The 15,988-nt window shown below is 40.6% G+C and carries 15 protein-coding genes; 13 read left to right on the plus strand and 2 right to left on the minus strand.

Annotated elements, in window-relative coordinates:
* Positions 1 to 2 precede the first annotated feature (2 nt).
* The 7 genes from WMO37_RS11050 to WMO37_RS11080 all read left to right on the plus strand — a co-directional run bounded on the left by WMO37_RS11050 (position 3) and on the right by WMO37_RS11080 (position 6,545).
* Positions 3 to 173, plus strand: a complete 171-nt coding sequence (locus WMO37_RS11050) for a Flp1 family type IVb pilin (protein ID WP_022432364.1) — start codon at positions 3 to 5, stop codon at positions 171 to 173.
* Between the two features lie 17 nt (positions 174 to 190).
* Positions 191 to 2,155: a DUF5702 domain-containing protein gene (locus tag WMO37_RS11055; protein ID WP_349155045.1), complete on the plus strand. Its 1,965-nt coding sequence runs from the start codon at positions 191 to 193 to the stop codon at positions 2,153 to 2,155.
* Between the two features lie 148 nt (positions 2,156 to 2,303).
* Complete coding sequence (locus WMO37_RS11060; protein ID WP_349155046.1) at positions 2,304 to 3,101, plus strand: hypothetical protein; 798 nt, start codon at positions 2,304 to 2,306, stop codon at positions 3,099 to 3,101.
* A gap of 47 nt (positions 3,102 to 3,148) precedes the next feature.
* Positions 3,149 to 3,562 carry a hypothetical protein gene (locus WMO37_RS11065; protein ID WP_349155047.1) on the plus strand — a complete coding sequence of 138 codons (414 nt, stop codon included), beginning with the start codon at positions 3,149 to 3,151 and terminating at the stop codon, positions 3,560 to 3,562.
* The gene (locus WMO37_RS11070; RefSeq protein ID WP_349155048.1) at positions 3,562 to 4,041 is read left to right on the plus strand and encodes a hypothetical protein; all 480 of its coding nucleotides are present in this window, start codon (positions 3,562 to 3,564) and stop codon (positions 4,039 to 4,041) included. Before WMO37_RS11065 ends, WMO37_RS11070 begins: the two co-directional genes overlap by 1 nt.
* A 14-nt stretch (positions 4,042 to 4,055) precedes the next feature.
* Positions 4,056 to 5,387: a DUF6382 domain-containing protein gene (locus WMO37_RS11075; RefSeq protein ID WP_349155049.1), complete on the plus strand. Its 1,332-nt coding sequence runs from the start codon at positions 4,056 to 4,058 to the stop codon at positions 5,385 to 5,387.
* Between the two features lie 165 nt (positions 5,388 to 5,552).
* On the plus strand, positions 5,553 to 6,545 hold the full coding sequence (locus WMO37_RS11080; protein WP_227091039.1) for an SCP2 sterol-binding domain-containing protein: 993 nt from the start codon (positions 5,553 to 5,555) through the stop codon (positions 6,543 to 6,545).
* 14 nt (positions 6,546 to 6,559) lie between these two features.
* Here the strand turns inward: WMO37_RS11080 and WMO37_RS11085 are convergent, their stop codons facing one another.
* Positions 6,560 to 7,360, minus strand: coding sequence for an ATP-binding protein (locus WMO37_RS11085; RefSeq protein ID WP_349155050.1), 801 nt, complete (start codon positions 7,358 to 7,360; stop codon positions 6,560 to 6,562).
* A 188-nt stretch (positions 7,361 to 7,548) separates the two neighbouring features.
* Between WMO37_RS11085 and WMO37_RS11090 the strand changes: the two genes are divergently transcribed.
* The 3 genes from WMO37_RS11090 (at position 7,549) to WMO37_RS11100 (ending at position 11,470) form a co-directional block, all read left to right on the plus strand.
* Positions 7,549 to 7,965 (plus strand): HIT family protein, encoded by a 417-nt coding sequence (locus tag WMO37_RS11090; RefSeq protein ID WP_022432356.1) that lies wholly within the window; start codon positions 7,549 to 7,551, stop codon positions 7,963 to 7,965.
* A 74-nt stretch (positions 7,966 to 8,039) separates the two neighbouring features.
* A complete protein-coding gene (locus WMO37_RS11095) occupies positions 8,040 to 10,331 on the plus strand; it encodes a hydratase (RefSeq protein ID WP_022432355.1) in 2,292 nt (763 codons plus the stop codon).
* 44 nt (positions 10,332 to 10,375) lie between these two features.
* Entirely contained in the window at positions 10,376 to 11,470 is a 1,095-nt protein-coding gene (locus WMO37_RS11100) for a hypothetical protein (RefSeq protein WP_022432354.1), read from the plus strand.
* Here the strand turns inward: WMO37_RS11100 and yyaC are convergent.
* A complete protein-coding gene (gene yyaC / locus WMO37_RS11105; protein ID WP_022432353.1) occupies positions 11,403 to 11,996 on the minus strand; it encodes a spore protease YyaC in 594 nt (197 codons plus the stop codon). The two genes, WMO37_RS11100 and yyaC, sit on opposite strands and share 68 nt — an antisense overlap.
* Positions 11,997 to 12,174: 178 nt before the next feature.
* Between yyaC and WMO37_RS11110 the strand changes: the two genes are divergently transcribed.
* The 3 genes from WMO37_RS11110 (at position 12,175) to WMO37_RS11120 (ending at position 15,513) form a co-directional block, all read left to right on the plus strand.
* The gene (locus tag WMO37_RS11110) at positions 12,175 to 13,467 is read left to right on the plus strand and encodes a LysM peptidoglycan-binding domain-containing protein (RefSeq protein ID WP_349155051.1); all 1,293 of its coding nucleotides are present in this window, start codon (positions 12,175 to 12,177) and stop codon (positions 13,465 to 13,467) included.
* A gap of 71 nt (positions 13,468 to 13,538) precedes the next feature.
* Positions 13,539 to 14,798, plus strand: a complete 1,260-nt coding sequence (locus WMO37_RS11115) for a DUF5711 family protein (RefSeq protein ID WP_349155052.1) — start codon at positions 13,539 to 13,541, stop codon at positions 14,796 to 14,798.
* 214 nt (positions 14,799 to 15,012) lie between these two features.
* Positions 15,013 to 15,513: a DUF2798 domain-containing protein gene (locus WMO37_RS11120; RefSeq protein WP_227091047.1), complete on the plus strand. Its 501-nt coding sequence runs from the start codon at positions 15,013 to 15,015 to the stop codon at positions 15,511 to 15,513.
* The last annotated feature ends 475 nt before the right edge of the window (positions 15,514 to 15,988 follow it).

Genomic DNA, 15,988 nt, shown 5'->3' on the forward strand with positions numbered 1-15,988 from the left:
TTATGAAACGGGGATTTAAAACATTTTTAAAAGAGGAAGATGGTATGGGAGTAGTAGAAATCATACTTATTATCGTAGTACTGGTGAGCCTTGTGGCGATTTTTAAGAAAGAGATTACAAGCGTTGTAAACACGATCTTAAAAAAGATATCATCGCAGGCAAAGGTAATTTAAATAGGAGTGCAGACCGGATGAACAAAAAAGTAAAAGCACAGATTACAGTTTATGCGGCACTTTCAGTTTTTCTTGTCATAACACTTATTTGCACCTGTATCCGGTCGGCGGCAGTGTCTGCCGGCCGGGTAAGAGTGGAAATGGCATCAGTGCTTTCCATGGAAGCTGTATTTGCAGGGTATTCCAGTGAATTACTGGAAGAATTTGATATTTTTGCCCTGCAGGAAAGTGAACAGTTACAAAGTGTATTTTTACAGTATTTAAAGAAAAATACACAGACCGCAGAGGGACAGGAAAATGTACAGCCGGGCAGCCGGACACGTGTGACTGCGGGCAGTCTGGATTCATTTACTTATATGACGGATGATGGCGGGGAATGTATCAATCAGGAAATTCTGTCTTACATGAAGTATGGTGTATACAATATACCGCAGGAAAAAATTTTACAGCAGCAGGAGCTGGAAAAGCAGAAGAAGCAGTCGGAAGCCCTTAATGAAATAACACAGGAAATCGGAAAATGTGAGGAAACATTTTGTGAACAAGAGGAAGCGGTGCTGGGGATAATAGAACGGACCGGACAAATTTCTGTGGATAACGCACTGCAGTATGTGTCAGATGTAAAAGAGGATATCGATCTATATGAGGAAGTATCAGACGAGGAAGAACCACAGGATGTACAGGATTTTTATAAAAGAAACCGGACCGCATTAAATAACGAACTGGAAGAAATACAGGAAAAAATACAGGCGGCACTGGAACAGACAGAAGTGTATGAAAACCAGCGGGAAAAGGTACAAAAGCAGGCAGAATTTTGTAAAAGTAAGGCAGAGCAAAAAAAAGAACAGTTCAGTGATGATTTATATAATGGGCTGATGCAGGACATAGATTCTTTTATCAGGAATGATGACAGGAACGGGCAGTGTGATATAGAAGCAGTTAAAAATGCACTCTATGCAGACAAAGAGGGGATAGAGACAGTCAGAGAGCAGATGCATGGCCTGCCCAAAGAACTTACACAGGAAAACAGTATGCAGGCAGAGGAGGTGCTTTACAATCTGGAAGAATGTCTGCCGGATTTGAATGGAGAAGAACTGGTTTCACAGTATTCAGCAATCAATGTGCCGCAGAATACAGAAGGATTAAAAAGTGTGCGGAATGTATTCAAGCAGTTAAAGAGCACAATGGTGGAACGGATAACGGGTCAGCAGGTTTCGGATAAAGAAATCGCTTATGAAAATCTTGCAGATACATTATATCAGCGCGGGGCGCAGAAAAAATCAGAAAGTATCTCCAATAAGGTTTTATACAACGAATATCTGTTTATGGAATTTGCATCGTATACAGACTATCTCAAAGAAGATAAAACACTTGAAACACAAACGCAGAAGCAGCTTGATTATATGCTTGAGTATATTTTATACGGAAAAACCTCTGATGAGGAAAACTTACAGCAGGGAATGACAGAACTGTCCCTAATGCGTGAAGGCGTGAATATGGCATATCTGCTTACCGATTCAGAAAAAAAGGCAGAAGCTTATGCAGTTGCTACGTCGCTGGTCGGATTTACAGGAAATATGGCGGCAGTAAAAGCGGCGCAGTATGTCATTTTAGGTGTATGGGCATATGGGGAGAGTATTGTGGAATTAAAACAGCTGTACCGGGGCGGCAGCATTGAACCGGTGAAGACAAGACAAAACTGGAAGCTGTCCTTACAGGAACTGCTGTCTGTGGATTTGAACCAGGAATACAGTGATGAGAAAGGGCTGTCATATGAAGAATATTTAAAAATGCTGTTTTTACTGCAAAATGAACAAAAAAAATATTACCGGACAATGTCAGCCATGGAAATCAGAATGATAGAACTGGGAAATACGGACTTTCGCCTGAAAAACTATATTTACGGTGCACAAAGCAGGGCGGCTTTTAAAATCGGAACAATACCGCACAGCTCTGAAAAAACGTGCAGTTATCATTACGGTTAAAATATGGGAATTTAAAATCCGGATAAAACACACAGGCAGGAGGTGGTAGACATGCCCTTTTATTACCGTACATCAATTTAAGAAAAATAAAAAAGAAAAGGATAAACGGATAGTCCTGACTGTATTTGCGCCAAAACGGAGTAAAAGGGTGTTTTTACCGGCTTCTGCAACAGTGGAAGCGTCACTTGTTATTCCACTCTATATCTATGCGGTGCTGGCAGTTGCTTATGTTATTCAGATTATAGGAATTAAAAGCACAATGTATAAGGCAATGTATAACAGTACAAGACAGCTTGCAGCATACGCTTATGCAGTAGAAAGGACAGAGCGTTTTTCCGGTGCAACAGCTAAAAAAGCAGTGACTTCGGCGCTTGCAAAGCAGTATTTATTAAGCAGTCTGCCCGGAGAGTATATAAGTCAGAACAGAATCAGCCGGGGACAGTCCGGCATACGGGTTTATGCAGGGTTCTCGGAAGAATTGAATAATGAAATCAGCATAAAAGTGTCATATCAGTTAAATAATCCGTTTGATGTGTTTGGCATTGGAACGGTAGATATTACCCAGCAGTGTTCAAGTGCAGCGTGGCTGGGGCAGACATCAGGAGAAGATTTTGCGGATACAGACAGCAGTAAAGAGCGGGTGTATATTACGGCGCAGGGAACCGTTTATCACAAGAGCCGTCAGTGTACATACCTGAATCCGTCCCTACGGCAGATTACACAGGAACAGCTGGATACAGCGCGCAACAGTTCCGGGGCAAAGTATTATCTGTGTGAACGGTGTGGAAAAAGAAGCGGCAGCGGTATTTATATTACAGATTATGGAGAAAAGTACCATTATGATAAAAACTGCAGTGGCTTAAAAAGAAGCATTTTTTCCGTACCACTGTCAGAAGTGCAGGATAAAGGCGCCTGCTCAAAGTGTGCGGGATATAATTCCGGATAAAGGGAAAATCGGAAAGAAATACAGGATGAAGGAGGGAGAAGTGGTAAATGGCAGGTGTAATTATGGTAGTGCTCGGACTGCTGGCAGCAGAGGATTTAAAATATAAGGCAGTAACGGTGTGGAAGCTGGTGCTGTTTGGACTGGTGTGTACCATACAGGCAGTCCGGACCGGCATTTTAAGACAGTCGATAGAAGCAGATACATTTCTGGGTGTGTTGTTTGGTGTTATGGTACTGCTTATTTGTGTATGGACAAAACAGCTGGGAGCAGCGGACGGTATTATTATATTGTTTTTGGGGCTTGTGGGCGGAATTGTCCGTATACTGGGCATATTTCTTGCGGCTTTACTGCTGATGGGGCTTTGCGGGCTGATTCTGATGATGACTGGAAGAGTGGACAAAAAGACGTCAATGCCGGTCATTCCGTTTGTCTTTCTGGCAGTAGTCTGGAGGGGATTGTAATGCAAAGCAGCGTAGCGACAAAGAAGCAGTTTAAAAGGCCGTGGGCAAGGGTGCGGGCATCTTTTACACTTGAAAATGTATTTTTAATTCCGCTATTTACAATGATAATTGTCTTTCTAATGGGAGCAGGGCTGTATCTGCATGACAATATAATCATAAAAAATGCACTCATTCAGGGAACGGTTATTTTAGAGAAAAATATTTTAAAAGAAGCAGGGGAAGAACAGACGGGAAAGCAGCAGCTTTGCGGACAGATGCAGTCCTATATTTTAGAAAAAGCAGTCATGCTTGAAAATGTCAATATATCCTTTCATGTAACGGGAGAAGAAATTGAGGCGGAGTGCAGTGCGCGGTTTCAGCTGACATTTGTGCCGGGACTGGGAAAAAATATTTGTAGAAAGGAAAAGCTGAAAAGAAGTTATCCACCGGATGATATCCGCAGACTGCGGGCAGTAAAAAAGATGCTGGGGGATTCATAGGCAGGGAAATGAATATGGATAAAATCGGATATGAATATGAAAATAATACAAGTTATCTTACAATACAGGCGATGGAAAATCAAAAAACGGGGTATCAGATTAAAATGCTGTTGAATAACGATATTCCGGGGCTGTTAGATATCAGTATGAGAAGTATGAATAACCAGACTTATTATTATTATGATGTCACGTTCAAAAAGCCGCTTTCAAAGCTATATGAGTTTGGAAAGATGACATGGGAAGATGTTGTGTGTATTTGTAAAAGTATTGATACGCTTACAAAAGCGGTGGATATGTATCTTTTGGATATCAGCTGTGTTTTGATTCTGCCGGAGTATATGTATCTGAATGTATCGGATAAAGAGATAAGGTATGTATACTGCCCGGATGCCAACAGGGAATTCCAGACGATGTTAAAAGGATTGTTTGAATTTATCCTGGAGCATTATCAGCATGGAACAGATTGTAAGAATCAGATGAGAGTTTATGAAATCTATCAGAAAATTATAGACGGTAATTATAAAATACACTGTCTGGAGCAGCTTACAAAAGAAAGCAGTCATTCACCGGAAAAAGAAAAGACAATTGAATTTCCGCATATACAGCAGGATGAACCGGTAGTAATTGAAGAGGTTGCACCGGAGCGTGTAGTGACAGAAGAAGAAAAGCAGCCGGTTCACAAGATATGGGGAATAGAAGTGGGTATAGGTATCTGTGCAGTACTGACGGTTTATGCGGCAGCAGTGCTGTTGTTTCCGGAAATGGCAGTTATTGATATGAGCGTATATTTTTGTGTCTTTTTAATTCTGGCAGGTTGTGCGGGAGGTGTTTTCCTGCAGAAAAAAAGAAAAAAATTAAAAGAAATGGGAGAACTTACGCAGCTTACACAGGAAAAGAAATATTCATTTGTTCCTGAGGAGGAAGAAGAGCCGAAAAATAATGAAAAAGGGCAGAAACCGTATGAACCTCCAAAAGAAGCAGCGGGAAGCAATACGATACTGCTTTCCGATTATCTGCAGAAAAAGAAAGATCTGAATCTTACACTGGTGCTTCAAAACGGACAGGAACTGGAAAGCTATTATGAAGAACGCCTTTTGCCGGATACATTTCCGTGTGCAATCGGAAATATGGCGGCATATTGCAGTATAGTGATTCACAGTGAATTAATCAGCAGGCTTCATGCGTGTATTTACAGGGAAGACGGTGCTTTCTATCTGGAAGATATGAACTCTACAAACGGCACATTTTTAAACGGCAGGCGGCTTTTGCCAAAGGAACGGCAGCTTTTATCTGACGGAGATATGGTAGGTTTTGCAAACCTCCTGTACAAGGTTGAAAAAAGCTAGTATTTATGCTATATTCTCCATAGTTGTGCTGCATTTAAAAGCAGTAACTTGATGTTGGCTATATTGTTTTTGGGCGAAAGCAGATAGCCCTGATGGCAGATGAAAAACGGGCGGAGTTTTTTCATGGATGCATTGTGACAGGTTCGCTCAGGAATGGAGAATTTGATGAAAGTTAATATTTATTATGGCGGCAGGGGTATGGTAGATGACCCTACAATTTTTGTAATGGGTAAAATCCAGGAAGTATTAGAAGAACTCAATGTAAATGTTACAAGATACAATCTCTACGAGATGAAAAATACAATTACGACATTGTCACAGACAGTCACGGAAGCAGATGCAGTCGTACTGGCAACAACAGTTGAATGGCTTGGAATGGGTGGATATATGCAGAGTTTTCTGGATTCCTGCTGGCTGTATGGGGATAAGGACCAGATTGGAAAGGTCTACATGTTCCCGGTTGTTATGGCAAAGACATATGGCGAACGTGAGGTTTCGCTTGCTCTTGCAAATTCGTGGGAAATTATCGGCGGACGGGTAGCACCGGCGCTGAATGCCTATGTAGATGATACGACGGAATTTGAATTTAATTCAGATTATGTGGGAATTATCGAAAATTATGCGGAAACAATCTACAGAACAGTTTCACAGAAAAGAAAAGGACTGCCGACAAGCAGCCAGGCAATTAAAAATAATGTTATTAAAGATACGATTAATTTTACACCACAGGAAAGTGAACAGCTGTCAAAGTATGCATCAGACGATGAATTTGTACAGACACAGAAAAAAGATATTGAATCACTTGCAAGCATATACAAAGAACTGCTGACCGATGAGAAAAACGGCGGGGATCATTATTATATTGATTCTTTTATGCAGCATGTTAATCCGCAGTGCCGTGTTAACAGTTCGTATATGCTGACAATTACAGATAAGAACAAGAATATTCTGATTGATGCGTCAGGCGGACGGGTCAATGTATCATTTGGTGAAAATCCGGCAGCAGATGTAATCTGCAGAATGGATAAAGATACTTTTGATAAATTGATTGACGGAAGAAGTTCATTCCACAAAGCCTTTATGACAGGTGAGATGACAGCAAGAGGTAATTTAAAAACACTTCGTATGTTAGATGAATTATTTACTTTTACCGCCTAGACCCAAACTTGTGTTTAAATGGTATTACGCATATCATCCATTGCAAGAATCGGAAAAGTGATGCCGGCAGTTGTAAAGCCGTTCCGGCTGTAAAGTTCAAATCCTGCGTGATGTGTGTGGCAGACCTGGGCTACAATGGACAGACCAAGACCGGCGTGATTTTCTTTTGTGCTGAAAAATGGAGTGCTAAGCTGTGCGGTCAGCGGTGCATCAGCATCAATCAGCGGATTGGTCTGCATTTCACTTGGATTAATTTCAGAAAGACTGCCCTTTCCGGTGACAGATACTGTCACCGTATGACCACAGGCATTGACATGGGAATGAATCTGTATACTGCCGCAGGAATTGTCTGCTTCGGCGGCATTGGAAAGCAGTTCCAAAAATGCGGACAACAGTCGGTTGGAATCGGCACAGATAAAGATATTGTGTGTATCCGTATCAAACTGAAAGGCATTTGCGCGGTTTGGGAATTGTTCATCAAAGACATCAGGTAGTGAATAAAGAAATTCCGTAAGATTTAATTTTGCAGGAACATATTTAAAACTATAACGGTACAGACCGGTGCGTTCCATATAAGAAATGATGTGGTTTACAGCATCGCCCAGTTCTGCCCAGAACGGAAAGTCTTTGGTTTCCGGGTGTTTTTTGGAAATCAGCTGATAGGAACTCCTGATAAACGAGAGCTGGTTATTGATTTCGTGAGAAGCAAAGGAAAGTTCACTGTGGCACTGTTCTGAGAGATGATTGATAAAATCAAAGGTTTCAGGCTGTGTTTTTTCTAATGTGTCCATGTAAAAAGAATCTTCTTTGTTCATATTATTACTTTTCTCCTTGTTTTGCAGGTGCTTTTGGGAAATAATTTCAGGTTTATCGGTGTTTGGTGTAAAAATACATTGCGATAAATACTGGTTTACGTTATCATAGTAAAGTATATACTTGTTGAAGAATCCTGTAAACAAAAGGATTTCGACAAAAAGTTACAAATTTTATGGAGGCAAGGACGATGAAAAAAGACGATTGCATATTTTGTAAGTTAAGCAATGGGGATATTCCAACCAATGCATTATATGAAGATGATGTAGTAAAAGTGATTTTTGATTTGAATCCAGCATCAAAAGGTCATGTACTGATTCTGCCGAAGAATCATTTTGATGATATTTACTCAATGGACGATGCAACAGCAGCACATGTATTTCAGGTAGCGGTAAAAGTCGCAAAGGCAATGAAAGAAACACTGGGCTGTGAAGGTTTAAATATTGTACAGAATAATGGTGAAATTGCAGGACAGACAGTATTTCATTTCCATATGCACATTATTCCAAGATACAAGGGCGATACCGTAAACATTGGCTGGACTCCGGGCAAAGCAGACGCTGATGAAATCAACGAATTAAAGGAAAAAATTGCAGCAGGTCTGTAAGGTCTTGCACAAAAAAGATTTTGATAGTAAAATAATAGATATGAAGTTGTCAACTGACAGGAAAGAGGTAGAGAATGATTGAATTAAGCAAAGGCGGCGCTTATCTTTTAAATGGTACAGAAATCATTGAAGATGGCAGCAATGCAGCAGCAGAACTCTCAGCAAAGCTGGGGAACGCAGCACCTTCTAAGGAAGAAGCAGCAAAGAATACAATTGCCTATGGTATTTTAAATGCACATAATACTTCCGGCAGCATGGACAAGTTAAAGATTAAGTTCGATAAAATGACATCCCATGATATTACATTTGTCGGTATTATACAGACAGCAAGAGCATCAGGATTGGAAAAGTTCCCGATTCCTTATGTTTTAACCAACTGTCATAACAGTCTTTGTGCTGTTGGTGGAACAATTAATGAAGATGACCATATGTTTGGCCTGACCTGTGCAAAGAAGTACGGCGGAATTTATGTACCACCTCATCAGGCAGTTATCCACCAGTTTGCAAGAGAAATGCTGGCAGAAGGCGGTAAGATGATTTTAGGCTCTGACAGTCATACCCGTTATGGTGCATTAGGTACTATGGCAATGGGTGAAGGCGGTCCGGAACTTGTTAAGCAGCTGCTGAATAAGACTTATGATATTAATATGCCGGGTGTTGTGGCAATCTACCTGACAGGAGAACCGGCAAAGGGTGTAGGACCTCAGGACGTTGCGCTTGCAATTATCGGTGCGGTATTCGGAAACGGCTATGTAAAGAATAAGGTTATGGAATTTGTAGGACCGGGTGTTTCTAATTTAAGCGCAGATTTTAGAATCGGTATTGATGTTATGACAACTGAAACAACATGTCTTTCTTCTATCTGGAGAACAGATGAAAAGATTCAGGAATTTTATGATATTCACGGAAGAAGCGAAAGCTATAAGGAACTCAATCCGGGCAGTGTTGCGTACTATGATGGTGTAGTAAAGGTTGATTTAAGCAAGATTAAGCCGATGATTGCAATGCCGTTTCATCCAAGCAATACATATACAATTGATGAGCTCAATGCAAATCTTGAAGATATCCTCCACGACTGTGAAAAGAAGGCTCTTGTCAGCTTAGACGGACAGGTAGACTTTAAGCTGACAGACAAGATTCATGACGGTAAGCTGTATGTGGATCAGGGTATTATCGCGGGCTGTGCAGGCGGTGGTTTTGAAAACATTTGTGCGGCAGCAGATATTTTAAGAGGACGTTCTATCGGTGCAGACGAATTTACATTAAGTGTATATCCGGCAAGTACACCGATTTATATGGAACTTGCACGGAACGGAAGACTTGCGGACTTAATGGCAACAGGTGCAATCGTAAAGACAGCATTCTGCGGACCGTGCTTCGGCGCAGGTGATACACCGGCAAATAACGCATTCTCAATCAGACACTCTACAAGAAACTTCCCGAACAGAGAAGGTTCTAAGCTGCAGAAGGGACAGATTGCTTCCGTTGCATTAATGGATGCACGTTCTATTGCGGCAACAGCAGCCAATAAGGGGTATCTTACAGCAGCAACGGATTGTGATGTGGAATTTACAGGTCCGACCTATCATTTTGATAAGACAATTTATGCAAACCGCGTATTTGACAGCAAGGGTGTTGCAGATCCGGATCAGGAAATCCAGTTTGGACCAAACATCAAAGACTGGCCGGAAATGGTTGCATTACCTGAAAATCTGATTATTAAAGTGGTTTCAGAAATTCACGATCCTGTTACAACAACAGATGAACTGATTCCTTCCGGAGAAACTTCTTCGTTCCGTTCTAACCCGTTAGGACTTGCGGAGTTTGCATTATCCAGAAAAGACCCAGCATATGTTGGCCGTGCAAAGGAAGTACAGAAGGCAGAAAAAGCAAGAGAAGCCGGACAGTGCATGGGCGAAGCTTTACCGGAGCTGCGTGATATTATGCACAAGATTAAAGAAACTTATGACGTATGTAAGGAAAATGTCGGTGTCGGAAGCACTATCTTTGCGGTAAAACCGGGCGACGGTTCAGCAAGAGAACAGGCAGCATCCTGTCAGAAGGTTCTCGGCGGATGGGCAAATATCGCAAATGAATACGCTACAAAGAGATACCGTTCAAATCTGATTAACTGGGGTATGCTTCCATTTATTATTGATGAAGGCGGTCTTCCGTTTACAAATGGAGATTATATCTTTATTCCTGAAATTGCAAAGGCAGTAAAGGAAAAGACTTCGGAAGTAAAGGCATATGTTGTAAATAAAGAAATGAAAGAATTTACACTGCGTCTTGGTGAACTTACAGATGATGAAAGACAGATTATTCTTGATGGATGTCTGATTAATTTCTATCGGAACCATCAGTAATAGACGTTTTATCCATAAAGTAACGTGTAAGAATGGAGAAAATGATGGCAGAGCAGAATATACTGGCTGGTGATGTAAATGTTCTTGACCAGATGATAAATGATTTAAATGTGCATAAAGAAACCATCGAGCGGCAGGGCAGACTGGCTGAAAGCATCGGGGATATTGCAAAGAACACAAAAGAAGCACAGCAGGCTGTACAGGATGAAATTGACAGCAGAGTCAAAGATAGTTCGGATGCAGTCTGCGCAGGCTTTGACAAGGCAATCGCAGGTGACAGGGAAAAGTTAAAGGAAGTCCAAAACAAGAGGGATAAAGCAAAGCTGGCAGGCGTAAAAGAACGCATTGCCGCGGAAACAGCACATATCCATAAGGAAAATGAAGCATTAAAAAATCAGGTAAAAGATGCATTTGCACAGGAAAACATACCGATGTTTTGTAACAGCCGCATTTATATTGCACTTTACAGAACAAAGCGCATGACAGATGTATTGATTTACCTGTTGTGTATCGCATTAGTATATGCGGCAGTTCCTTTTTTGTTAAGCGTAATACCACAGTTTCCGTTGTGGGGAATGATTTTGTACTATGTTGTAGTAATTTTAATCCAGTCCTTTACCAATAAGATGATTGTGGAAAAGACGCTTGTACGTCACGCGGAAACGATTGACATGGCAAAAAAACTCAAAGAACAGATACGCAGCAACCACAAAAAGATGAAGAAGATTGCAAAAAATATCAAAACGGACAGTAATGAAGAAATGTATGGACTTCATGAGTTCGATGATAAAATGAACGAAATCCGAGAAGATATGAAGCGTATTGAACAGGAAAAGGAAAAGGCGCTGGAAGATTTTGAAATGACGGTGAAGCCGGATATCATTGCAGAAATCGAAGGCAGGGAGAATGAGCGGATTAATGCAATGAAGGCAGAGCTGGATAAAAAATCAGCCGAGAACTTAAAGCTGGAAAATCTGATAAAGGAACAGCGCATCTATATTTCATCGAATTATGAAGCATATCTTGGGAAAGAATATGTGACAGTTGAAAAACTGACGGAATTAAAACAGGTTATGATATCTGGCGGTGCAGCAACGGTTGCGCAGGCACTTGCAGTGTATCGGGAGAAGCATTTGTAAGAAATGTCTGAACCAGCGCAGCAGTAATCGTATCTGCCAGTGTCATAATCATGGATAAACGGGTTGTCTGAAGCAGGACATGATCTGTAGCGCCGGAATTGTTTACAATGCCGGTAATATGGATATCTCCTACTTCGGGCAGCTTTTTTTTTACCCCAAGTCCCGGTTTTAAAGGACCTGTCCCGATGGTGATAAAACCGATGTGTTCTTTTTTGCCAAGAGATGCATCTAAGGCGATGATAAAAGGGCGCGAGTGTTGTCTACGGATTTTATCAATGGCGGCAGAAAGGTTAGCTGCATGAATCGGTGACTGCAGACAGCCGTAAACATGTACATTTTCAAATGTAAATTTAGACAACTTATAGCCGACAAGCGGACCTAAACTGTCACCGGTAGAACGGTCACTGCCAATGCACATTACAATGACAGGCTGACCGGGAAGTACATATTTTTTTAGCAGTATATTCAGGTGGAAACATATCGAATCAACAGCAGTTAAGCGGGAAGCGTCAAAGTAATGAATCATAAAAGTCGTCCTTTCACATAGAGAATATAACTTTAATGTATGTAATTTTTGAAAAATTTATGCGGCGAAAAAAAGAAAAACAGAAAAAATTTTAGCGGGTGACAAAATGTGATAAGATTTTTGTTTTATCAGTGATAATATGCAGGATAGATACTGTATGGCAAAAGGAGGAGCCGCTATGATAGAAATAATTTGTAATGGAGATGATGAAGCAAAAGAGAAAAACGAAAAAAATGAAAAAAATACGGCAATCAGAAGACCAAAAAACATTAAGCAGATTGGAGATGTCAGTTCAGACCGCAAAATTTATATAGAAGATTATGCTTTTACATATATTCGTTCAATTGCTTATGGAACACCGCAGGAAGAACAATCGGGGGTACTCCTCGGAGAATGTCAGAAATCCGGTGAAGAAAAATGTCTGTTTATTAAAGGGGTTATTAAGGCAAGACATTCAGGGGAAGACGGCAGACAGGATATCTATTTTGATGAAAAAGTGTGGAATGGCATTTATGCAGATGTTGAGAAATATTTTCCGAATTTGCAGGTTGTGGGCTGGTTTGCTGCGCTTCCGGATGTTACAACAGAACGGATGCAGTATCTGCGCCGTGTACATCTGGATAATTTTGCGGGAAACATGAAAACGATGTACCTTATTAATAAGGCAGAAAAAGATGAGAATTTTTATTTGTTTGAAAACGGAGATTTGAAAAAACAAAAAGGCTATGTGTGCTTTTATGAGAGGAATTATGAAATGCAGGAGTATATGCTGCAAAAACGCGGTGTAAAATCTGTGGAGGCGCCGGAAAAAGATAAAGTGATGAAATCAATCCGTGCCATTATTAACGAAAAAGAAGAACAGAAGCTTCAAAAGAAAAATGCCGTTTTTATGTACGGTATCAGTTCATTTATGGTGGTCGTGGTACTGGTAATCGGTATTAACCTGATGAACAGCTATGAAAAAATGAAAAATCTGGATCAGTCATTAAGCAGTATTGCATTGCAGATGTCCAACATGAATGACAATGGCAGTGAGGGGGAGGATACAGCCGGAGGCGTTGTATCGGTAAATAAACTGGATGGAAATGTATATCCGACCCGGCAGGCAGAGTCTGCACAGACGGATGTGCAGCAGCCACCGGTACAGACAGAGGGAGTCATGCCGGATACCCAGCCTTCCGGTCAGAGCAGTATAGCCGCAAATCCGGAAATTAATCATGCAGGCAGTGGACAGGTACAGAATGGACAGGCTGAGGAAACAGATACAGCACCGCAGGTACAGACAGAAGCAGCACAGGATGTACAGGCTGGCGCTGCGTATGAAACTTATACGGTTCAGGATGGGGATACGGTCATGGGCATCTGCAAAAAATATTATGGCAGCATTTCTAAATTCAGTGAGGTCATTGCGCTGAATCATTTAGAAGATGCGGACCAATTATATGTGGGACAAGAGATAAAACTTCCTTGAATATTTTGTCTGATACTGTATAATAAATATCAGTATAGGGTGCAATGCCTTTGATAGAAAGGAATAATCGGATGGCTGATATTATATCAGGAAAGTCCAGATTTAATGGACAAGAAAAACAGACAGATTCTGGCAAGGTAATCCGGCTTAGAAGTCCGGAAGAAGAAAAAGATACATTGGATGAACAATATGTCAAGGAAAAAATAAAGCGGCACAGACGAAATGTACTGGTTGGCTGTCTGATTACGGCGGCAGCGGTTTTTATTCTTGTGCTTGCAGCATTGTTTTTGCTGGACGGACGTACATATTCACAGTACACCGTGCTTCATTCTGTCAACAGGGATGATACAGAATCTGCAAAATATGAAGCTTTTGCAGATGGTTATATCCGGTACAGCAATGATGGTGCGGCATATTATAATGCGAAAGGTATTGCGGAATGGAACCAGACATTTTCCATGCAGAATCCGCACATCAAAGTGTGTGGTGAATGGGCAGCCGTCGGAGATGTGAATGGAAGCACAATTTATATGTTTGGCGTGCAGGGGATGGTGGGTTCTGTAGATACATCGCTGTCAATTTCCCAGATAGAAGTTGCAAAGCAGGGAATTGTTGCGGCAGTATTAGAAGATACCACAGCAAATTATATCAATCTCTATAATACGGATGGCAGTAAGATTTACACTGTTAAGACCACGCTTGCAGGGGATGGATATCCGCTTGATATCAGTATTTCAGAAGATGCAACAAAACTGATTGCTTCATATCTGTATGTCAGTGGTGAAAGCATCAAGACCAATGTCGTTTTTTACAACTTTTCGGAAGTCGGACAAAATGAAACGGAGCGTGTAGTAGGTGGATTTAACCATTATGACAGTACAATTGTCGGTGATGTTGAATTTTTAAACAGTACGACAGCAGTTGCGGTTGGTGAAGATGTATTGAGCATTTATCATATTAAAGAGTATCCGTCGCTGACCAAAGAGATTCGGATTGACAGTGAAATCGAGCGGGTCTTTTTTGGAAACGGTTATATTGGGATTGTGTTAAAAAATTCTGATTCAGGGGATATTTATAAGCTGGTTGTTTATGATACATCCGCAAAAGAAGTTTGTGAAACAACATTTAATACACAATATGATACAATACAGTTTGACGGAAAAAGTGTATTGATGAGTAATGCATCTACTTTTGCGGTTATGAATCTGAAAGGGAAAATGCTGACTACCCAGAATTTTGATCTGCCGATTGAATCCGTGCTGCCGATGGGAACGCGTGGCAGATATATTATGGTGAATTCTAAATATATTCAGGATATCCGGTTACAGTAGAAGTCTGTTATAACTTATATGGCAAAAGTATTACGGGAAATTCCGTACGAGGATTCTGACATAAAAATGTTGACAATCTTTAAAAGACATTGTAAGATAACAGACGTTACAACAGAATAATTGGTTATATTGGAAACGACACATTCTCCTTAGAATGATAACGAACAACACAGAAATTCTGATGATGTACGTATTATTTTAAGGAGGATTTTTTATGCCAAAAACAAAGTTTCAGGAAGTAGTATTTACTATATTAATGGTGTTTGTCATGGTATATGCCATGATCTGTTATAACATTGCATTAAATATAGGTGGAATGAGCAACGAGGTTTTTTTATCAGCTTTTCATGAACTGGTTATTATGGGACCGGCTGCATTTGTATTGGATTTCTTTATTGTAGGAAATCTTGCAAAAAAGAAAGCGTTCCAAATTGTGCGTGTAGGACAGGACAATCCTTTTCATCTGGTGCTGGCAATTTCTGTAGTATCTGTAATATGGATGTGTCCGCTGATGAGTCTGGTGGCAACACTGTTATTTAAAAATGCCGGTTCACAGATTATTGCCGTGTGGTTAGAAACGACGGTATTGAACTTCCCGATGGCATTCTGCTGGCAGCTGTTTTTTGCCGGACCATTTGTACGTTTCCTGTTTAGAAATATCTTCAGGGAAAAAGAAGCAGAAAATGAAAATGTATATGCAGCGGATGCACAATAATATATAGAAGAAACACCAAGAATAAAATGATTTGGCAGACAACTACCGGGATAATTTCCGGTAGTTGTCTGTTTTTTTATGTAATAGGAAATTCCAATAGAATTTCCTATTACATAAAAGGAATTATGTGCCGGTGATGCACACTCGCGCGAAGCTGTAGTTTGTCGCAAGTGGCTGCGTTTGGCGAGGGAATGCGCTTTACACATTCGTTTTAAAAAAGTAAAAATGCCGCAAACCCGCATAAACACTGGGATTCTTGATGGAAAGGCAAAAACTTTCAAAAAAATAACAAAAAACTTGAAAAATAATGTTGACAACCTGTCCCATTGGTGATATTATAATCAAGTCGCCGCGAGCGAGGGCAACAAAAACAGCCCACAGCGGTAACGAAATAAAACAAATCAACAACGGCTTTTAAGCCGGTATTGATAAACGAACATTGATAACTGAACAGTAAAACAACCCTGAAAATTCT

It is taken from the genome of Lachnospira intestinalis, from assembly GCF_040095895.1.
GTDB classification, from domain to species: domain Bacteria; phylum Bacillota; class Clostridia; order Lachnospirales; family Lachnospiraceae; genus Lachnospira; species Lachnospira intestinalis.